Origin of the sequence: Micromonospora sp. H61, assembly GCF_018070325.1 — a bacterium.
Lineage (GTDB): Bacteria > Actinomycetota > Actinomycetes > Mycobacteriales > Micromonosporaceae > Micromonospora > Micromonospora salmantinae.
In genome coordinates this window covers 34,756-53,534 of the sequence record NZ_JAGPXY010000044.1, presented here as the reverse complement: position 1 = coordinate 53,534, position 18,779 = coordinate 34,756, and the positions used below count along the sequence as shown (strand labels likewise).

Annotated in this window: 19 protein-coding genes; 10 read left to right on the top strand and 9 right to left on the bottom strand. The window is 72.2% G+C overall.

The features are described 5' to 3' along the window. Window positions 1-332: cellulose binding domain-containing protein (locus KBX08_RS21310; RefSeq protein WP_210785191.1), on the top strand; the 332-nt coding region annotated here is incomplete at its 5' end. Window positions 333-383: 51 nt separating this feature from the next. Here KBX08_RS21310 and hemQ read toward each other — a convergent pair. Genes hemQ through hemE form a run of 3 tightly spaced genes read right to left on the bottom strand, consistent with a single transcriptional unit; the run spans window position 384 to window position 3,700 of the window. Continuing rightward, on the bottom strand, window positions 384-1,085 hold the full coding sequence (hemQ, locus tag KBX08_RS21305) for a hydrogen peroxide-dependent heme synthase (protein WP_196921722.1): 702 nt from the start codon (window positions 1,083-1,085) through the stop codon (window positions 384-386). After that, window positions 1,082-2,542 (bottom strand): protoporphyrinogen oxidase, encoded by a 1,461-nt coding sequence (gene hemG, locus KBX08_RS21300; protein WP_210785190.1) that lies wholly within the window; start codon window positions 2,540-2,542, stop codon window positions 1,082-1,084. Before hemG ends, hemQ begins: the two co-directional genes overlap by 4 nt. 6 nt (window positions 2,543-2,548) lie before the next feature. After that, window positions 2,549-3,700 (bottom strand): uroporphyrinogen decarboxylase, encoded by a 1,152-nt coding sequence (gene hemE / locus KBX08_RS21295; protein ID WP_210785189.1) that lies wholly within the window; start codon window positions 3,698-3,700, stop codon window positions 2,549-2,551. A 138-nt stretch (window positions 3,701-3,838) separates the two neighbouring features. Here hemE and KBX08_RS21290 point away from each other — a divergent pair, with 138 nt between their 5' ends. The 8 genes from KBX08_RS21290 to KBX08_RS21255 all read left to right on the top strand — a co-directional run bounded on the left by KBX08_RS21290 (window position 3,839) and on the right by KBX08_RS21255 (window position 11,909). Beyond that, complete coding sequence (locus KBX08_RS21290; RefSeq protein WP_091400652.1) at window positions 3,839-4,411, top strand: DUF3000 domain-containing protein; 573 nt, start codon at window positions 3,839-3,841, stop codon at window positions 4,409-4,411. Between the two features lie 95 nt (window positions 4,412-4,506). Continuing rightward, complete coding sequence (locus tag KBX08_RS21285) at window positions 4,507-5,838, top strand: ribonuclease D (protein ID WP_210785188.1); 1,332 nt, start codon at window positions 4,507-4,509, stop codon at window positions 5,836-5,838. A 232-nt stretch (window positions 5,839-6,070) separates the two neighbouring features. Further along, entirely contained in the window at window positions 6,071-7,267 is a 1,197-nt protein-coding gene (locus tag KBX08_RS21280) for a thiolase family protein (RefSeq protein ID WP_091400648.1), read from the top strand. Further along, entirely contained in the window at window positions 7,264-9,324 is a 2,061-nt protein-coding gene (locus tag KBX08_RS21275; protein WP_210785187.1) for a 3-hydroxyacyl-CoA dehydrogenase NAD-binding domain-containing protein, read from the top strand. The genes KBX08_RS21280 and KBX08_RS21275 overlap by 4 nt, the downstream gene beginning before the upstream one ends. A gap of 171 nt (window positions 9,325-9,495) precedes the next feature. Continuing rightward, window positions 9,496-10,314, top strand: a complete 819-nt coding sequence (locus KBX08_RS21270) for a hypothetical protein (RefSeq protein WP_210785186.1) — start codon at window positions 9,496-9,498, stop codon at window positions 10,312-10,314. 190 nt (window positions 10,315-10,504) lie between these two features. Then, a complete protein-coding gene (locus KBX08_RS21265) occupies window positions 10,505-10,813 on the top strand; it encodes a helix-turn-helix transcriptional regulator (RefSeq protein WP_238690907.1) in 309 nt (102 codons plus the stop codon). Continuing rightward, complete coding sequence (locus KBX08_RS21260; protein WP_210785185.1) at window positions 10,810-11,286, top strand: SRPBCC domain-containing protein; 477 nt, start codon at window positions 10,810-10,812, stop codon at window positions 11,284-11,286. The genes KBX08_RS21265 and KBX08_RS21260 overlap by 4 nt, the downstream gene beginning before the upstream one ends. Beyond that, window positions 11,283-11,909 carry a dihydrofolate reductase family protein gene (locus tag KBX08_RS21255; protein WP_210785184.1) on the top strand — a complete coding sequence of 209 codons (627 nt, stop codon included), beginning with the start codon at window positions 11,283-11,285 and terminating at the stop codon, window positions 11,907-11,909. Before KBX08_RS21260 ends, KBX08_RS21255 begins: the two co-directional genes overlap by 4 nt. Before the next feature lie 123 nt (window positions 11,910-12,032). Here KBX08_RS21255 and KBX08_RS21250 read toward each other — a convergent pair whose 3' ends face one another. From KBX08_RS21250 to KBX08_RS21235, 4 genes are all read right to left on the bottom strand, one after another. Next, window positions 12,033-12,452: a VOC family protein gene (locus tag KBX08_RS21250; RefSeq protein WP_210785183.1), complete on the bottom strand. Its 420-nt coding sequence runs from the start codon at window positions 12,450-12,452 to the stop codon at window positions 12,033-12,035. Then, window positions 12,449-12,853 carry a VOC family protein gene (locus KBX08_RS21245; RefSeq protein ID WP_210785182.1) on the bottom strand — a complete coding sequence of 135 codons (405 nt, stop codon included), beginning with the start codon at window positions 12,851-12,853 and terminating at the stop codon, window positions 12,449-12,451. Before KBX08_RS21245 ends, KBX08_RS21250 begins: the two co-directional genes overlap by 4 nt. Before the next feature lie 161 nt (window positions 12,854-13,014). Further along, complete coding sequence (locus tag KBX08_RS21240) at window positions 13,015-14,190, bottom strand: cell wall metabolism sensor histidine kinase WalK (protein WP_210785181.1); 1,176 nt, start codon at window positions 14,188-14,190, stop codon at window positions 13,015-13,017. Beyond that, a complete protein-coding gene (locus KBX08_RS21235) occupies window positions 14,187-14,855 on the bottom strand; it encodes a response regulator transcription factor (protein ID WP_210785180.1) in 669 nt (222 codons plus the stop codon). The genes KBX08_RS21240 and KBX08_RS21235 overlap by 4 nt, the downstream gene beginning before the upstream one ends. A gap of 142 nt (window positions 14,856-14,997) precedes the next feature. Here KBX08_RS21235 and KBX08_RS21230 point away from each other — a divergent pair, with 142 nt between their 5' ends. Then, window positions 14,998-16,155 (top strand): peptidase C39 family protein, encoded by a 1,158-nt coding sequence (locus tag KBX08_RS21230; protein ID WP_247669785.1) that lies wholly within the window; start codon window positions 14,998-15,000, stop codon window positions 16,153-16,155. Here KBX08_RS21230 and KBX08_RS21225 read toward each other — a convergent pair whose 3' ends face one another. Beyond that, window positions 16,156-17,439, bottom strand: coding sequence for a PQQ-binding-like beta-propeller repeat protein (locus KBX08_RS21225; protein ID WP_210785179.1), 1,284 nt, complete (start codon window positions 17,437-17,439; stop codon window positions 16,156-16,158). It lies immediately after the preceding gene. Continuing rightward, window positions 17,436-18,716 (bottom strand): PQQ-binding-like beta-propeller repeat protein, encoded by a 1,281-nt coding sequence (locus KBX08_RS21220; RefSeq protein ID WP_210785178.1) that lies wholly within the window; start codon window positions 18,714-18,716, stop codon window positions 17,436-17,438. The genes KBX08_RS21225 and KBX08_RS21220 overlap by 4 nt, the downstream gene beginning before the upstream one ends. Between the last annotated feature and the right edge of the window lie 63 nt (window positions 18,717-18,779).

Here is an 18,779-nt window from a genome sequence, read left to right as displayed (position 1 = left end):
CTCCCCCGCCGACCACCCCGCCGCCGGCCGGTGCCTGCACGGCTACGGACCAGGTGACCGGTCAGTGGTCCGGCGGCTTCCAGGCCGACGTGAAGGTGACCGCAGGTGGCTCACCCACCCAGGGCTGGTCGGTGAGCTGGAACTACGGCAACGGCCAGCGGGTCACCTCGTCGTGGAACGCGACGGTCAGCACCAACGGCACGCTGGTCACCGCACGTAACACCAACAACAACGGCACCCTTGCCGCCGGAGCGAGCACCACGTTCGGTTTCCTCGGCTCGTGGAACGGCAGCAACCCGGTTCCGCTGGTCTCCTGTACGACGACCAGTTGATCCCCGTCCGGCGCCGCACCCGGGCGGGGGTGCGGCGCCGGCCGGCGGGGGTCAGACCAGGCAGTTGACGATCTCGGCCACCGAACGGCGGCGGCCGGTGTAGAACGGGACCTCTTCGCGGACGTGCCGGCGGGCGCCGGAGGCGCGCAGGTCCCGCATCAGGTCGACGATCCGGTGCAGCTCGTCGGCCTCGAAGGCGAGCATCCACTCGTAGTCGCCGAGCGCGAACGAGGCGACAGTGTTGGCCCGCACGTCCGGGTAGCCGCGGGCCATCTTGCCGTGCTCGGCCAGCATCTCGCGCCGCTCGGCGTCGGGCAGCAGGTACCACTCGTAGGAGCGGACGAACGGGTACACACAGATGTAGGGGCGAGCCTCCTCACCGGCCAGGAACGCCGGGATGTGGCTCTTGTTGAACTCCGCCGGCCGGTGCAGCGCCATCTGCGACCACACCGGGGTCAGCGCCCGCCCCAGGGTGGTGCGGCGGAACCGCAGGTAAGCGTCCTGGAGCGCGTCGGGGGACGCGGAGTGCCACCAGATCATCACGTCCGCGTCGGCGCGCAGCCCGGAGACGTCGTACACGCCCCGGACCACCACGTCCTTGCCGGCCAGCTCGTCGAAGAGGGACACCACCTCGCCGGTGACGTTGTCCCGCAGCGACGGCAGCGGGGAGCTGGCCCGGAACACCGACCACATGGTGTAGCGGATGCTGTCGTTCAGCTCCCGCAACCGGGCCGCGTTGGTCTGCTCGGTCATCTCGCCGATCCTCCCAGTGCTGTGATGATCTCTTCGGCCGCCGTCTCGCCGGAACGGACGCAGACCGGGATGCCGACGCCGTCGTAGCCGGCGCCGGCGAGGACCAGTGTGGGGTGCGCGGCCCGCAGCGCCGTCCGCGCCGCGTCGAGCCGGTCTGCGTGCCCCGGCGCGTACTGCGGCAGCGCACCGCCCCACCGCTGCACGTGCCCGTCGACCGGGGCGGGCAGCGGGGTGCCGAGCACCGCCGACAACTCCCGGTGCACGGTGGCCGCCAGGTCCGCGTCGGGGCGCTGAAGGTGCGCCTCCTCGCCGTACCTGCCCACCGAGGCGCGCACCAGCGCCAACCCGTCCGGCCGGCGCAGGTGCCCCCACTTGGTGGTGAAGAAGGTCGCCGCCTTGATCAGCAGGCCCTCGGTGCTCGGCACCAGGAAGCCGGACAGCTCGGGCAGTCGCGGCTGCGGCAACGCCATGGTGACCAGCGCGACGCTCGCGTAGTCCAGCGCGCCGACGCCCGCCGCCACCGCCGGCGCGGGGCCGGCGAGCAGACGCGCCGCCGGTCGCGCCGGCACCGCCAGCACCACGGCGTCCACGTCCACCATCGACGACTCCAGCTCGGCGCGTCTGCCGCCGCGCCGCGACCTGGAGCCGTCGTCAGGGTCGCGGGTCGGGCCGACGGTGAGCCGCCAACCCGTGTCGGTCGCTGTCAACTCGCGCACTGCGGCGTCCCGCCGTACCGTCGCGCCGCTGGCCGTCACGGCCGCCTCGACCAGGGTGCTGAGCCCACCGACGAGGGTGCCGAAGACCGGGGCGCCGGGCGCACGCGGCGCGGCGGCCTGCGCGGCCCGGACCGCGCCGACCAGGGTGTGCTCCACCCGGGCCGTGCGGGCCAGCGCCGGCATCGTCGTGACCAGTGAGAGATCGTCGGCGCGGCCCGCGTACACGCCGCCCAGCATCGGGTCGACCAGCCGCTCGACCACCTCGTTGCCGAAGCGGGACCGGACCAGCGCGCCCACCGAGACGTCCGCGTCCGGCCCGACCAGCGGCCGACCACCGTCGGTGTCGGCGTCCGCGGCCGGGCGGGCGACAGTGGCCACCCGATCCAGATCCCCGGGTACGCCCACCAGGGTGCCGCCCGGGATGGGGCGCAGCCCTCCGTCGATGACCAGCGCGGCCTGCCCCACAGTGGGGTGCACGATCTTCTCGGCCAATCCGAGCCGGCGGGCCAACGCCACCGCCGCGCTCTCGGCGCCGGTCGGGTCGCGCATCAGGAACGACTCCGCGCCGAACTCGACCGGCTGACCAGCCAGCTCCCCGGTGCGCAGCTTCCCGCCCAGCACGCCGGACTGCTCGTACACAGTGATCTCGGTGCCGGCCGGCGCGCGGTCGCGCAGGCGGACCGCGGCGGCCAGACCGGCGATCCCGCCGCCGACCACCGCCACCCGCCAGGGCCGCCGCATTCCCGGTCAGCCCTGGTCGGCTCGGCGGCTGGACAGCTCGTGCACCAGCGCGACCACCCGGGTCAGCACCTCCGGGTCGGTCTCCGGCAGCACCCCGTGGCCGAGGTTGAACACGTGCCCGGGAGCCGCCCGGCCCTGCTCCAGGATGCGGCGCACCTCGGCCTCGACGACCGGCCACGGCGCGAGCAGCACGCACGGGTCCAGGTTGCCCTGCACCGCCTTGTCCGCGCCGATCCGGCCGGTGGCCACGTCCAGTGGCGTACGCCAGTCGACGCCGACCACGTCGGCCCCGGCCTCGCCCATCGCGCCGAGCAGCTCGGCGGTGCCCACCCCGAAGTGGATCCGGGGCACCCCGGCATGCGACGGCTCCGGCTCGGCACGTCCGTCGCCGCGCCCCGACCCGGAGCAGTCGTCGACCAGCCCACTCAGCACGGCTGTCGAGTGCGGCAACACGAAACGGCGGTAGTCGGCCTCGGAGAGCGCGCCGGCCCACGAGTCGAACAGTTGCACGGCGGAGACGCCGGCCTCGATCTGCACCCGCAGGAAGGCCAAGGTCACCTCGGCCAGCCGGGCGCAGAGCGCGTGCCACAGCTCCGGGTCGCCGTACATCAGGGCCTTGGTCTTCGCGTGGGTGCGCGACGGCCCGCCCTCGACCAGGTAGCTGGCCAGCGTGAACGGCGCGCCGGCGAAACCGATCAGCGGGGTGTCGCCCAGCTCGACCACCAACTGCCGGACGGCCTCGTCCACGTACGAGACGTCGTCGCGGGTGATCTGGCGGATCCGTTCCACGTCGGCGGCGGTGCGGATCGGCTCGGCCACCACCGGGCCGGTGCCCGGCACGATGTCCAGGTCGATCCCGGCCGCGGCGACGGGCACCACGATGTCGCTGAACAGGATCGCCGCGTCCACGCCGTGCCGGCGCACCGGCTGGAGGGTGATCTCGGTGACCAGATCCGGGCGGCGGCAGGACTCCAGCATCGGCACGCTCGCCCGGATCTCCCGGTACTCCGGGAGGGAACGGCCGGCCTGGCGCATGAACCAGACCGGGGTGTGCGGGACGGGCCGACGTCGGCAGGCCCTGATGAAGGGCGAGTCGGCCGGTCCGCCGGGGCGGGAATCTCCGTCTCGGGCGACAGTGCCCGTGGTGTCCGTGGTCATCGCCGCAATCGTGCCACGCCCGCCACCCCCAACCGGGTGGGGGTGAGAGGAAGGGCACCGTTCCTTACGCCCCGGTGCCCTTCGTGAGCGTCGGCGCGCCGTCGAAGCGGGCGACGGACGGCGGCATAGGCTGCCGACATGGCCCCCCCGATCGCGCTCCCGGAGACGTTCGCCCGCGCGGTCGCCGGGCTGCGGTCGGCCGCCCCGCGGCCGGAGATCACCCTGGAGGAGGTCGGCGCCCCGCAGCGGCTGGCCCCGTACGCGTTCGCGCTCGCCGCGACGGTGCTGCGCGACGACGACGAGGTGGCGACCGGCCGACTGATCCTGCTGCACAACCCGGTCGGGCACGAGGCGTGGCAGGGCACCCTGCGGCTGGTCACCTACGTGACCGCCGAGTTGGAGGTCGATCTGGCCGCCGACCCGCTGCTGCCCGGGGTCGGCTGGACGTGGCTGACCGACGCGTTGGACGCCCAGGACGCCGGTCACCGGGCGATCGGCGGAACGGTGACGCAGACCATGTCGACCCGGTTCGGCGATCTCGCCGGGCCACCGACAATCGGTGACATCGAGATCCGTGCGTCCTGGACGCCGATCGACGACGACCTGACCCCACACCTGCTCGGCTGGTGCGCGTTGCTCGCCTCGACCGCCGGCCTCCCCCCACCCGGCGTCACCGCCCTCTCCGACCGCCGCCCGGCCGGCGCAGCCTGACGTTCGGCCCTCGGGAGGACACTTTGCGGACACCTGATCGACACACGCCGGACCGGCTGCACCCGCCGGATCTCCGCGCGCACTAGGGTTGGCAGGTGACCGACGAACCACCCCTGCGCCGTCGGCCCACCGAAGAACTTCCGGGAAACGCACCCCAGCACCCGCCGTCGGCCCAGCCGCAGCCGGCGGGCGAGGGGGCCGACCCGGCCGACGGTGGGCCCGTTCCGCTGATCGCCCCGCGTGACGGCACCCCCGATCCGGTGGCCGCCCCGGCCGAGCTTGCCGAGGTCGTGGCCCGCTTCGCGGCGGGCACCGGCCCGGTCGCCCTGGACGCCGAACGGGCTTCCGGCTACCGCTACAGCCAACGCGCGTACCTGGTGCAACTGCGCCGGGCCGGTGCGGGCACGGCACTGATCGACCCGCTGCCCCTGCCCGACCTCAGCGCGCTGGACGCGGTGATCGGTGAGGCCGAGTGGGTCCTCCACGCGGCCAGCCAGGATCTGCCCTGCCTGGCGGAGGTGGGGTTGCGTCCACGCCGCTTGTTCGACACCGAGCTGGCGGCTCGGCTGGCCGGCTTCGAACGCGTCGGGCTGGCCGCGCTCACCGAGCAGCTGCTCGGGTTCACCCTGGAGAAGCACCACTCGGCGGCCGACTGGTCGAGCCGACCGCTGCCCGAGTCGTGGTTGACGTACGCCGCCCTCGACGTGGAGCTGCTCACCGACCTGCGCGACGCGCTCGACGCCGAGTTGACCCGGCAGGGCAAGTCGGCCTGGGCCGCGGAGGAGTTCGCCGCGCTGGTCCGCACCGGGGCACGCCCGCCCCGGGTTCGGGCGGAGCCGTGGCGGCGTACCTCGGGCATCCACCGGCTGCGGGGGGCGCGGGCGCAGGCCCGGGTCCGCTCGATGTGGTATGCCCGGGACCAGATCGCTTCCCGGCGGGACGCCGCTCCGGGTCGGGTGCTGCCCGACTCGGCGATCATCGCCGCGGCCGAGTTGGACCCGAAGGACGAGAAGACCCTGCTGACCCTGCCCGGTTTCGGTGGTCGGTCGGTCCGTCGACTGGCCCGCACCTGGCTCGCCGCGCTCGACGACGCGCGGCAGCTGCCGGAGGATTCGCTGCCGGTTTCGCCGGCAGTGGAGGGCCCGCCCCCGCCGCACCGATGGGCCGAGCGGGACCCGGTGGCGGCCGGTCGGCTGGCCCGCTGCCGGGAGGTCGTGATCCGCATCGCCGGCGAGCACAACCTTCCGCCGGAAAACCTGATCACTCCGGATTCGGTCCGCCGGCTGGCCTGGACCCCGCCCGAGGAGATCACCGAGGAGTCGGTGGCGGAGACCCTGCGTGGCCTCAACGCCCGCGAGTGGCAGATCGGCCTCCTCACCCCCGACCTCACCGAAGCCCTGACCCCAAAAACCCCAACCCTCTCCTGATCCGCCCCTCCCGCTGTTGATCATGAAGTTGTTGCCACACGCACCGGCGTGTCTCGGCAATAACTTCATGATCGACCGTAGGCGGGTGTGGGGTGGGCCACAGGCGGGGGTGGGGACGGGGTTGGTTACTGGCGAGTAGCATCCGAGGGAACGTGCCCGTGTCGGCGACCCTTGTTCGGTCCGACGTGCCGCCCGGCGCGAAGGCCGAATCACGGTCGAATAGGAGGCTCAAGTGCCCCGTGAAGTTCGCGACGTCGTCTTCGTCGACGGCGTCCGTACCCCGTTCGGCAAGGCGGGTGGCATGTACGCCAACACCCGCGCCGACGACCTGGTGATCCGCTGCATCCGGGAACTGCTGCGTCGCAACCCGCAGCTGCCCCCGGAGCGGGTCGAGGAGGTCGCCATCGCGGCCACCACCCAGATCGGCGACCAGGGCCTCACCATCGGCCGCACCGCCGCCCTGCTGGCCGGGCTGCCCAAGACCGTTCCCGGCTTCGCCATCGACCGGATGTGCGCGGGGGCGATGACCGCGGTCACCACGGTGGCCAGCGGCATCGCCATGGGCGCGTACGACATCGCCATCGCCGGTGGCGTCGAGCACATGGGCCGCCACCCGATGGGTGAGGGCGTCGACCCCAACCCGCGCATCATCGCGGAGAAGCTGGTCGACCCGTCCGCGCTGGTGATGGGCTCCACCGCGGAGAACCTGCACGACCTGGTCCCGCACATCACCAAGGCACGCACCGACGCGTTCGCGCTCGCCTCGCAGCAGAAGACCGCCAAGGCGTACGCCAACGGCAAGCTCCAAGACGACCTGGTGCCGATGTCGATCCGCGACGCGGAGGGCGGGTGGGGTCTGGCCACTGTGGACGAGGCCCCGCGGGACACCTCGCTGGAGAAGCTGGCCACCCTGAAGACCCCGTTCCGCCCGCACGGCAAGGTCACCGCGGGTAACGCGGCCGGCCTGAACGACGGCGCCACAGCGAGTCTGCTGGCCGACGAGGCCACCGCCCGCGAGCTGGGCCTGCCGGTCGCCATGCGGCTGGTGTCGTTCGGCTTCGTCGGAGTCGAGCCGGAGGTGATGGGCGTCGGCCCGATCCCGTCGACGGAGAAGGCGCTGCGCCTCGCCGGGCTCAGCATCGACGACATCGGCCTGTTCGAGCTGAACGAGGCGTTCGCCGTGCAGGTGCTCGCCTTCCTCGACCACTTCGGCATCGCCGACGACGACGCGCGGGTCAACCCGTGGGGCGGTGCGATCGCCATCGGTCACCCGCTGGCCTCCTCCGGCGTACGGCTGATGACGCAGCTGGCCCGCCAGTTCGCCGAGCACCCCGAGGTCCGGTACGGCCTCACGGCGATGTGCATCGGCATCGGCATGGGCGGCACGGTCATCTGGGAGAACCCGCACTGGGAGGGTGGCAACAAGTGAAGGCACCGAACGAGGTCGTCACCCGGGCGCTGCTGCGCCAGGTGAACGTGCCGGGGCTGGACCGGCCCGCCGCCCTGATCACGCTGGACAACGGCTTCGACCACACCAAGCCGAACACCTTCGGCCCGGGTGGGTTGGCCAGCCTGGACGAGGCGATCACCGCCGCGCTCGCCGCCGACCCGGCGTTCATCGCGGTCACCGGCAAGCCGTACATCTTCTGTGTGGGCGCGGACATCGTGGGTCTGCCGCAGCTCGCCGACCGCGCGCAGGCGCTGGAGATCGGCCGGCTCGGCCACCGGGTCTTCGCCCGGCTCAAGGACAGCAGCGTTCCCACCTTCGCGTTCGTCAACGGCGCGGCGATGGGCGGTGGCCTGGAGCTGGCGCTGCACTGCCACTACCGGACGCTCTCCGGCGGTGCGGCGGCCCTCGCGCTGCCTGAGGTCTCCCTCGGTCTGGTGCCCGGCTGGGGCGGCACCCAGCTGCTGCCGAACCTGATCGGCATCCCCGCCGCGACGCAGGTGATCATCCAGAACCCGCTGATGCAGAACAAGATGCTCAAGCCGAAGCAGGCGGCCGAGCTGGGCATCGCGGACATCCTGCTGGAGCCGGCGGACTTCCTGGAGCGGTCCCTGGAGTGGGCTGCCGGCGTGGTCCGGGGTCAGGTCACAGTGACCCGACCCGAGGTCGACAAGGACATGTGGGCGGGCGTGCTCTACTTCGCCCGCGAGACGCTGAACCAGCGGCTGCACGGCGCGGTCCCGGCCGCGTACAAGGCGCTCGACCTGCTGGAGACGGCGAAGGACGGCGACTTCGCCGCCGGCACCGCCGCCGAGGACGAGGCCCTCGCGGACCTGGTCTTCTCCGAGGAGCTGCGCAGCGGCCTGTACGCGTTCGACCTGGTGCAGCGGCGGGCCAAGCGACCGGCCGGCGCACCGGACAAGGGCCTGGCTCGCACGATCACCAAGGTCGGCATCGTCGGCGCGGGTCTGATGGCCAGCCAGCTGGCGCTGCTGTTCGCCCGCCGCCTCCAGGTGCCGGTGGTGATGACCGACCTCGACCAGTCCCGGGTGGACAAGGGCGTCGGCTACGTGCACACCCAGATCGAGAAGGCCGTCACCAAGGGCCGGATGGACAAGGGCACCGCCGCCAAGCTGTACGGCCTGGTCAGCGGCACTGTCGACAAGAGCGCCTTCGCCGACGCGGACTTCGTCATCGAGGCAGTCTTCGAGGACCTGGGCGTCAAGAAGCAGGTCTGGGCCGAGTTGGAGAAGATCGTCTCTCCGGAGGCGGTGCTCGCCACCAACACCAGCTCGCTGTCGATCACCGAGATGGCCGCCGAGTTGGAGCACCCGGAGCGGGTGGTCGGCTTCCACTTCTTCAACCCGGTGGCGGTGCTGCCGCTGCTGGAGATCGTCCGGGGCGAGCGCACCGACGACGTCACCCTGGCGACCGCGTTCGCCGTGGGCAAGCAGCTCAAGAAGTCGAGCGTGCTGGTCAAGGACGCTCCGGCGTTCGTGGTGAACCGGCTGCTCACCCGCTTCCTGGGCACCGTCTTCGCCGCCGTCGACGCGGGTACTCCGCTGGACGTGGCGAACAGCGCACTGGACCCACTGGGCCTGCCGATGCGTCCGCTCGCCCTGCTCCAGTTGGTCGGGCCGGCCGTCGCGTACCACGTGGGCGGCACCCTGCACGCCGTGTACCCGGACCGGTTCTCCGTCAGCGAGAACCTCAGGCGGATCGCCGACTCGGGCCAGCCGCTCGTGGTCGACGACCAGGTCAACGAGGAGGTCGCCAAGCTGCTCGTGGTCGGTGACCAGCCGCTGACCGCCGAGCAGGTACGCCAGAACGCCCTCGACGCGCTCGCGCAGGAGATCCGGCTGATGCTGGACGAGGGTGTGGTCGCCGAGGCACAGGACATCGACCTGTGCATGATCCTGGGCGCCGGCTGGCCGTTCCACCTGGGCGGCGTCACGCCGTACCTGGACCGGACCGGCACCTCCGAGCGGGTCACCGGTCAGCGGTTCCTGCCGCGCGGCGCGGCGAGCCTGCCGGCCTGAGAAAAGCGCAGTACCACCGTCGCGGTGGTCGGGCCGTCCCTCGTGGACGGGCCGGCCACCGCGACCGTTTGTGATCGGTCGATCGCCGGGTGGGGCTCGCCGCAGGGACAACGGCGGGCTCCGCACCGGGTTAGGATCACGCGTTTTGCACACCCATCTTGGAGCTGACTGATGTCCCAGCCGCCGGCCAATCCCTACGGCCCGCCGCACGATTCCCCCGACCCGTCGCAGCAGCCGGGCCAGCAGCCTGGCGGTTGGCCGCCGCCGCAGCAGCAGGGACAGCCGCAGCAGCCCGGTGGTTTCCCGCCCGCGCAGCCTGGCTTCCCGCCCGCGCAGCCGGGTTTCCCGCCCGCGCAACCGGGTCAGCCGTACGGTGACCCGAACCTGGCCGGCGGCCCTCCGCCGGCGAAGAAGTCGAACGTCGGCAAGATCGTGCTGATCGTGTTGGCCGTGGTGCTGGTGCTCTGCGTCGGCGGCGCGGCGATCACCTGGCTCGTCGTCAAGGACGACGTGGGTGCCGTGGTGGACGCCAGCAAGACCCGGGTGGTCGCGCCGGCCACCCTCGCCGACCGGCCGAAGCTCACCAACCCGGAACTCCTGACGGCCGCCGAGCAGGCGGTCGCCGGGATGAAGACGGCGGCGGGGAACGAGACCAGCACGGTCGCCGCCTTCTACGGCGACCCGACCAAGCAGGACCTCGTCATGATCGCGGGCGTGTCCGGGCTGCTGTCGGACCCGAAGAAGGAGCTCGACGCCTATGTGGACGGGCTGTCCAAGCAGCTGACTGTGGACAAGATGACGGCCGTCGACGCCGGCCCGCTCGGCGGTGAGGCGCGCTGCGGCGACGGCAAGGCCGATACCGTGCCGCTGGGCATCTGCGTCTGGGCCGACCGGGGCAGCCTTGGCATGGTGGTGATGTACTTCAAGTCCGCCGACCAGGCGAAGGCCGAGTTCATCACGATCCGGGGCCAGGTCGAGCAGCAGTCCTGATCCGTACGCGACCGGGGCCCCGGCCACCCTCGGGTGGCCGGGGCCCCGCTGCTGTCCTGAGGCGCGTCGGACCAGCCGCCGCCGCTACGGCAGCCACCCCCTGAGGCCCGCAAATACTTTGCCCTTGCGCTAAGTGTCACCCGGGGTAACACTTAGCCTTATGGCACAGTATTCGGCGCAGCTCGACGGCGTGTTCGTCGCCCTCGCTGACCCGACCCGGCGCTGGGTCATCCGACGCCTCGGCCACGGTCCGACGAGCGTCGGCGACCTCGCCCGCGAATTTCCGATGACCCTTCCCTCGTTCATGAAGCACGTGCAGACGCTCGAATCGAACGGACTGATCCACACGACCAAGTCCGGCCGGGTGCGCACCTGCGTGCTCAACCGCGAGCGCCTCGCCGTCGTCGACGACTGGCTCGCGGAGCAGCGCCGGATCTGGGAAGAGCGCACGGATCGCCTGGAACGCCTCGTCACCGATCAGCAGGAGAACCAGCAATGAATCCCGACCTGGACCTGACCATGGCGCGGGTCATCCGCGCCCCTCGCGCCGCCGTGTGGAGCGCCTGGACCGACCCGTCCCGCTTCGAGAAGTGGTGGATACCGGCACCGGCCCTGTGCCGCGTCGATCGTTTGGACGTCCGGCCCGGTGGGGCGCTAGTGACCCGGCTGAGCGAGGACGGGGTGGAGTTCGTCCCGCACCTCGACGCGTGCTTCCTCGTCGTCGACGACCTGGAACGGATCGTGTTCACCAACGTGATCGACAGCGCCTGGCGGCCTGCACACCCAACCCCGGTCCCGATGACCGCGGAGATCACCATGAAGGACCATCCGGACGGCACGGACTACCGGATCATCGTCCGCCACGGTGATCCCGCCGCTCGTGACCTTCACGAGAAGATCGGCTTCGCGGACGGCTGGGGCTCGGTCACCGAACAACTCGCCGGGCTCGCCGAGAGCCAGGGGGCGCTGTGAAGATCGTCCTTACCGAGTTCGTCACTCTCGACGGCGTCAGCCAGGGGCCCGGCTCGCCGACCGAGGACACCAGCGGCGACTTCACCCGGGGCGGCTGGCTCGTGCCCTACCTGGACGAGGTCTTCGTCCGCCGGACCTCTGACTGGTTGGGTCTCGCCGACGGTCTGCTGCTCGGACGGCGGACCTACGAGGCGTTCGCTCGCGACTGGCCGCGGATCACCGACCCGGACGATCCGTTCACCGAACGGATGAACTCACTACCGAAGTACGTCGTGACCAACACCCTGGCGGAAGGTAGCTGGCACCCGACGACGGTGCTCCACGGCGACCCGCTCCACACCGTCGGGGAGCTCAAGGCACAGCCAGGACGGGAGCTCCAGATCCACGGCAGCGCACGACTTGGCAAGGCTCTGTTGTCAGCCGGCCTCGTCGACACACTCCGACTCGTCGTGGCCCCCACCGTGGCCGGTTCCGGGCGGCGGCTGCTCGACCATCCGAACGCATCCGTCGGCCTCCGGCTGGTTCATCACGAAGCGACGGCGAAGGGCCTGCTCCTGCTCGAGTACGAGCATGTCGGCGCCGCCCCGGTGGCGGAGTACGAGGGCGCGACGGCCTTCGTCTAGTCACCCGCGCCACGGCACGGCCCGGCCACGGCCTGAATCTCGCGGCCAGGTTCCGCCCCGGCAGCGCGGCACCGGGCACCGGCCACGCGAAGGTGGCCGGTGCCCGGTGCCGTACGTCGACGGTCAGGCCGGTTCGGCTACCGCTGCCGCGGCCCGCGCCGCTGCGGCGGCCACCCGCTCGGCGGCGTTGCCGAGCACGCAGAACTCGTTGCCCTCCGGGTCGGCGAGCACCACCCAACCACCACCGGTCGGGCCGACGTGGTCGGCGACGAGCGTCGCGCCGATGCCGAGCAGCCGCTCGACCTCCTCGGCCCGGGTACGGTCAGCGGGTTGCAGGTCCAGGTGCAGCCGGTTCTTCACCGTCTTGCCCTCGGGCACCGCGATGAACAGCACCTCCGGGCCACCCGGCGGCAGGAGCATCGCCTCCGGGTCGCCGGGGAAGTCGTCGGGCTGCCGTGGGCAGTCGAAGACCTGCGCCCAGAAGCCGGCCAGGGCGTACGTGTCGTGACAGTCGATGCTGATGTTGTGGATCGTCGAACTCATGCTTGGTCCTCCACAGTCGTGTCGACCCGCTCCCCGGCGCTGCGGACCACGCAGAACTCGTTCCCCTCCGGGTCGGCCAGAACCGCCCAGCCCGTCCCGTCGGTGCGCCGCTGGTCGGTGATCATGGTGGCCCCGAGGCCGAGAACCCGCTCGATTTCCTCGTCGCGGGTCCGGTCGACCGGTTCCAGGCAGATGTGGAGCCGGTTCTTGGTCACCTTGTCCTCCGGCACCGCTTGGAAGAACATGTTCGGAGTGGCACCGTCCGGCGGCAGCAGGGCAGCTTCCGGGTCACTCGGAAGGTCCTCCGGGAGCCGGGCGTAGCCGAGCACCGCCGACCAGAAGCCGGCCAGGGCGTACGTGTCGTGACAGTCAAAACTGATGTTGCGGATCCGTGGATACACGGGTGTTCCCTCCGTGCGGGATGGGACGCTCCGCTTCCGGGAGTCAGCCGGCGCAGACCCGGGGCGCGGAGTCATGATTGGCGGACATCGACGCACCCCCCTTCGCTTCTTGGGCTGACGCGGCGATCTTGCCATCGGCCGAGCCTCCTCCGCAACCCCGTTCAGCCGGGGCTGGGCACCGCGCCGTTGACCACCGGGGCGTCCGACGACGGCAGGGTGACAGTCACCTCCAGGCCGCCGCCGGGCTGCGCGACCACCCGTACGCTGCCGCCGTGCGCGGCGCAGACCGCCCGGACGATGGACAACCCGAGGCCGGAGCCACGGGCTCCGGTGCGTTCCCGGCCACCACGGCGGAACGGCTCGAACAGCCCCGGCACGTCGGCCTGGTCCACCTCGAAGCCGGTGTTCCCCACCACCAGCCAGGACCGGTCACCGTCGGTCCCGGTACGCACCCAGAGTCGACCGTGCAGGTGGTTGTAGCGGACCGCGTTCTCGATCAGGTTTCCGGCCAGCCGGTCGAGCAGCCCCGGGTCACCGACGACCGGCGCGGACTCCAGCGACGTCTGCACCCGCAGGCCGATCCGTTCCACCTCGCGGCGCATCGCCGACAGCGCGTTGGCGGTGCCCGCGGCGAGGTCACACTCGGTACGCCGGCCCAGCTGCCGCCCCGCCTGCGCCTCGCTGCGGGCCAGCACCAGCAGCGCGTCCACCAGGCCGTTGGCCCGCTCGGAGGCGTCGCGGACCACTGTCGCCATCCGGCGGTACTCGGCGGTGTCCGCGTCGTCGTCGCTGAGCGTCACGTCGATCTCCGTCCGCATCACGGCGAGCGGGGTACGCAGCTCGTGCGAGGCGTTCGCCACGAAACGCTTCTGGGCCTCGAAGGCGGACGCGATCCGGTCCAGCATGGCGTCGAACGTCTTGGCCAGCTCGGCCACCTCGTCGTCGGCACCCGAGTAACCGATCCGCTGGTCCAGGGTCGCCTCACCGAGCCGCTGGGCGGTCGCCGTGACCTGGTGCAGTGGGCGCAGCGCCCGACCGGCCACCGCGTACGCGCCGGCCACCCCGACCACGCTGATCGCCAGCAGCGCGACCAGGCCCTTGGCCAGCAGCTCCCCCGAGGCGGCGTCGACCAACTGCCGCTGCCACTGGGCGGCGTCCATCTGCCGGCCGTCGGAGAGCAGCACGATCGTGCCGGGCACCAACTCGTCGGTGGGGCGCAACGCGTCGCGGACCAGCAGCCAGGCCAGCAACACCAGGATCGCTCCGGCCCCGATCAGCAGCACCCCGTTGAGCAGTGTCAGCCGCAGCCGCAGGGTGGGTCGCAGCCGCCGGCTCATGCGCTCACCTCGGCGGTGCGGTAGCCCGCCCCGACCACCGTCTCGATCAACGGCGGGTCGCCGAGCTTCTTGCGGAGCGTCATCACAGTGACCCGGACGATGGTGGTGAACGGGTCGGTGTTCGCGTCCCAGACCCGTTCCAGCAGCTCCTCACTGGAGACCACCGCGCCACGCGCCTTGAGCAGCTCGCAGAGCACCCCGAACTCCTTGTTGGTGAGGTCCACCGGCACCCCGGCGCGGGTGGCCACCCGGCGGGCCGGGTCGAGCACCAGGTCGGCCAGTTCGAGCACCGGCGGCGCGGCCGGGGTGGCCCGCCGGCCCAGCGCCTGCACCCGGGCGACCAGCTCGTCGAAGGCGAACGGTTTGGGCAGGTAGTCGTCCGCGCCGAGCTGCAACCCCTCCACCCGATCGGCCACGGTGCCACTGGCGGTGAGCATCAGCACCCGGGTCAACGCGCCGGAGGCCGCCAGGTCGGCGCAGATCTGGTCGCCGTGCACACCCGGCAGGTCGCGGTCGAGCACCACCACGTCGTACCGGGTGATGAACGCCGCCTCGTGGCCGGCGTCGCCGTCGTACGCCACGTCGACCGCCATCCCCCGCTTGCGCAACCCCCGTGCGATCGCGTCGGCGAGGTTGCGCTCGTCCTCGACCACCAGTACCCGCATCCCGGCCTCCTCGCTGCTGACCACCGACAACCTAGTGCCGGCCGGCAACCATCGTCCCTCGCCGTCCGCGCCGGCCGGCGTTGCGGGCCACCACGGCGTACGCGATGCTGGCCGGCGGTATCGAGCGACGGACGGACCTGGCATGACCACTGCGGCACCACCCACCCGGCGAGACATCGCCTACCGGGGTTTCCACCTGCCGGCCGACACGACCAGCGGCAGCGGCGACGGCGACGGCCTGCTCGCCGACGGTCGAGGGCTCGTCCTCGACGGCGTCGCCGAACGGGGCACCTGGACGTCGCCGCCGGTGCCTGTCGGCTTCGCCGTCGCCGAGGTGGTGCCGTCCTGGACGGCCGACACCCCGGACGGCTGCTGGATCGAGGTCGACCTGCGCGGCTGGCACGACGACGCGCCCAGCACCGACTGGTACCGGCTGGCCCGCTGGGCCGCCGACGACCACACGGTACGGCGCACCTCGCTGCCCGGACAGCGTGACAGTGGCGCCCGGGTCGACACCGACACCCTGATCGTGACCGGAGCGACGGTCACCGGTTGGCAGACGCGGGTGACCTTGTGTCGGCCCGCCGGCAGCCCGAGCGGCCCGGTGCTGCGCAGCATCGGCGCGGTCGCCACCGGCCCCACGACGGCCGACCACTGGTACGCGGCGGAGCCCGTCTCGTCCGCCGCCCGAGGCCGGGTGCTGGACGTGCCCCGCTACTCGCAGCGGCTGCACGCCGGCCAGTACCCGCAGTGGGGCGGTGGTGGGGACTCCTGGTGCAGCCCCACCTGCACCTCGATGGTGCTCGCCTACTGGGGCGCCGAGCCGACGCCGGACCGCTACGCCTGGGTGGAGCCGTCCGGCCCGCGTCCGGTGGTGGTACACGCCGCCCGGCACTGCTACGACCACGCGTACGCCGGGGCCGGCAACTGGCCGTTCAACACCGCGTACGCCGGTCTGCACGGGGTGGACGCGTTCGTCACCCGGCTGCGGTCGCTGGTCGAGGCGGAGGCGTTCGTCGCCGCAGGCATCCCCCTGATCGTCTCCGCCGCGTTCCGGGCCGACGAGGTGCCGGGGCTCGGGTACGACACCGGTGGGCACCTGATGGTGCTGGTCGGCTTCACCGCCGACGGCGACCCGGTGCTCAACGACCCGTACGCCCCGGACGACGACGCGGTCCGTCGCACAGTGCCCCGACAGCGGTTCGAGGCGGTCTGGCAACGCGGCAGCGGCGGGGTGGCGTACGTGCTGCGACCCGCGTCGGTGCCGCTGCCCCCGCCGCCCACCCAGCCGAACTGGTGATCAGTCGGTCAGTTTCCAGAGCTGGTACGAGCCGGTGGTGGTGGCAGTGCACACCAGGTAGCCGGTGACCGCCTGACACCCCCCTGTGACATCGGGCAGCGCGTCCAGGATGTGCACCTTCCCGGCGGCGATGTCCAGCTCGCCGACGAGCACCCCTCCGTCGGGATGCCTGCGTATGCCGACCAGCCGGCCGCCGACACCGAGTTGGTACAGCTCCCACCGGCCCAGGTCGGCCAGTTGCTGGCCGGTCAGCGCATCGAGCACTACGTACTGCTCCGACGGACCGACACCGCTGAGGTTGGCCAACAGCCGGCCGTCGGCCGGCCAGGCCCACCCCCACTGGCTGCTGCGCCAGCGCACCTCGCCGGTCGCCGGGTCGAGCGCCTGTAGTTCGTTGTTGCCGGTGCGCAGACACAGGACGGGGCCACAGTCCAGCGCGAAGTCGATGTGCACCCTGGCGCGGGTCCAGCGGGGCTTGAGCTGGTCCAGCTCGTACGCGGTGACAGTGCCCGAGCCTCTGTCGATGGACAGCAGCAGGTCCTTGGTCAGGTCCAGTCCGATCCGACCACCGTCGGGTGGGCGCAGGTCGGCGCGGGCCAGCACCGCACCGGTGATCGCGTCGCGTACCTCGACCGGCCCGTCCGACTGGTTGAGCACCACCCGGTCCACCCCGTGCCCGGTGTCCCGCACCCTCATGTCGGGGCTGAGGCCGGACAGCTCCCAGCGCACTGTGCCGCAGCACGGATCCACAGCGCGCAGACTGGACGGTACGGTCTCGCCGCCGTTGCGCAGCAGCAGATTGCCGTCGGTCAGCTTGGAGACGGCACCCGGCTGCTGCCACCGGTACGCCCCGGTCGCCCGGTCCAGTGCGACGGTGAGTGTCTCCCGACCCTCCGGGCCGATCTCGTACCCGGTGGCCAGCAGCATCCCGGCCAGCGGAATCATCCCCCAGTACCGAGCTTCCGCCGGCAGCGTCACCTGCCAGACCGGCTCGACGCCGGGCAGCCGATACGCGGCCAGCCGCGCCTGCCGCGCTTCGGTGATGGCCGGCTCCATGACCAGGAGAAGGTCACCATCGACCATGACATCCGACCCGGGCCGGCCCGGCAGCGTCAACGGGGCCGGCCGGGGCGGTACGACGGCGGAGGCGGCGAGCGTGACCAGCGCGAGCACCACGACCAGCGCGCAGCGCAGCGGGCGACCGTGGCCGCGAGGTGGGCGGGGCGTCGACTCCGGGTCCGGGGCGTCCCGCAGCTCGCCGAGGTCAATCACCGAGTCGGTCACCGCGTCAACCTCCACAGAGCGGTAGTGCCGTCGAGGCGCTGGCAGAGCAGAACCGGCAGGGACGCCTGGCAACTCCCGGCGATGCCCGGCAGCACGTCGACGATCCGCGTTCGGCCGGCCAGCAGGTCCAGCTCGGCGACGACCATCCGACCGTCGTCACCGCGCCGCACACCAACCAGCGGGTCGTCCGGGCGCAGCACCGGCATCAGACTCCACGCGCCCAGTTCGGTCCGTTCCTGCCCGGTGGCCGCGTCCCGCACCGCGTACCCCTGGCCGGGCCGGGCCATCAGCAGCCGACCGTACCGGACGTCGGCCAGGACGTCCTGGCCCGGTTCCGACCACCGCACGGCGCCGGTGGCCGGGTCGAGCACCTGGAGGCCGCCGGTCTGCGGTACCGCGCAGAGCAGACCGCCGCATTCGAGCACATGCGACACCAGCGTCACCTCCGCCGTCCACAGTGGCTCCAACTCGGCCAGCCCGAAGCTCACCAGCCGGGTGCTGCCCGGCGGGACGAGCAGCAGCAGGTCGTCGACGACCTGCACCCGCTGGTACGCCGACCGGTCACCGGGCAGCGTGTCGATGCTGCGCACCAGTTGGCCGGTGCCGGCGTCGTACACCTGCACCTCGCCGGTCGGTTGCAGGAGCACGAACCGGTCGACCTGCCCCTCGGGAGCGAGATGGAAGGTGGGGCTGGCGGCCGGCGGGATCGGCACCGACCAGAGCACCAGGCCGGTGCCGGGTTCAACCCCGCTCATCGCGCCCGACCCGTCCTCCCGGCCATTGGTCACCAGCAGGCCACCGCCGGTTGTCGGCTGGGGAGCACCGGGATGCTGCCAGCGTTGCCGGCCCGTCGCGACGTCGAAGGCGGTGGTCTGGAACAGCCGGTTGGGGGCGTTGACAGCCATCGCCAACACCAACCCCTGCTCGACCCGGACGTCGAGGTAGTCACCGGTGCGGGCCAGCGGCGCCTGCCACCGCCGCCGCACCTCGGCGCCGGTCGGCGCCGGTCGGGCGTACGCGGTCAGGTACCGGTCCCGGTCGGGTGTCGGCGGATCGACGACGAAGACGCCGTCCCCGGCCAGGTACGCGGTGGCCGTCCGCGACGCCGGCACCACGCTCACCGTTCGCTGCGTCGTCGGCGCGGCACCGGCCAGCACCACCAGGCTGAGAAACAGCACAGTCGCGCTGCGCAGCGGGCGACCGACGGCGCGCGGGCGGTGAACCGGAGGCGCCGACGCGGGCTCGTCGCGAATCTCGCCCAGCTCGATGATCGACAAACGACCGTCCTTCCGTCACCAGGTAAGGCTGGCCGACGGGTCACCGTCCGGCAAACCGACCGT

What these genes read in the sequence shown, in the direction of transcription:
- KBX08_RS21240 (WP_210785181.1), bottom strand. Translation starts at nt 14,190, where the DNA reads ATGAGCCGGCGGCTGCGACCCACCCTGCGGCTGCGGCTGACACTGCTC.
- hemG (WP_210785190.1), bottom strand. Translation starts at nt 2,542, where the DNA reads ATGCGGCGGCCCTGGCGGGTGGCGGTGGTCGGCGGCGGGATCGCCGGT.
- KBX08_RS21250 (WP_210785183.1), bottom strand. Translation starts at nt 12,452, where the DNA reads ATGAGTTCGACGATCCACAACATCAGCATCGACTGTCACGACACGTAC.
- KBX08_RS21290 (WP_091400652.1), top strand. Translation starts at nt 3,839, where the DNA reads ATGGCCCCCCCGATCGCGCTCCCGGAGACGTTCGCCCGCGCGGTCGCC.
- KBX08_RS21260 (WP_210785185.1), top strand. Translation starts at nt 10,810, where the DNA reads ATGAATCCCGACCTGGACCTGACCATGGCGCGGGTCATCCGCGCCCCT.
- hemE (WP_210785189.1), bottom strand. Translation starts at nt 3,700, where the DNA reads ATGACCACGGACACCACGGGCACTGTCGCCCGAGACGGAGATTCCCGC.
- KBX08_RS21235 (WP_210785180.1), bottom strand. Translation starts at nt 14,855, where the DNA reads ATGCGGGTACTGGTGGTCGAGGACGAGCGCAACCTCGCCGACGCGATC.
- KBX08_RS21230 (WP_247669785.1), top strand. Translation starts at nt 14,998, where the DNA reads ATGACCACTGCGGCACCACCCACCCGGCGAGACATCGCCTACCGGGGT.
- hemQ (WP_196921722.1), bottom strand. Translation starts at nt 1,085, where the DNA reads ATGACCGAGCAGACCAACGCGGCCCGGTTGCGGGAGCTGAACGACAGC.
- KBX08_RS21270 (WP_210785186.1), top strand. Translation starts at nt 9,496, where the DNA reads ATGTCCCAGCCGCCGGCCAATCCCTACGGCCCGCCGCACGATTCCCCC.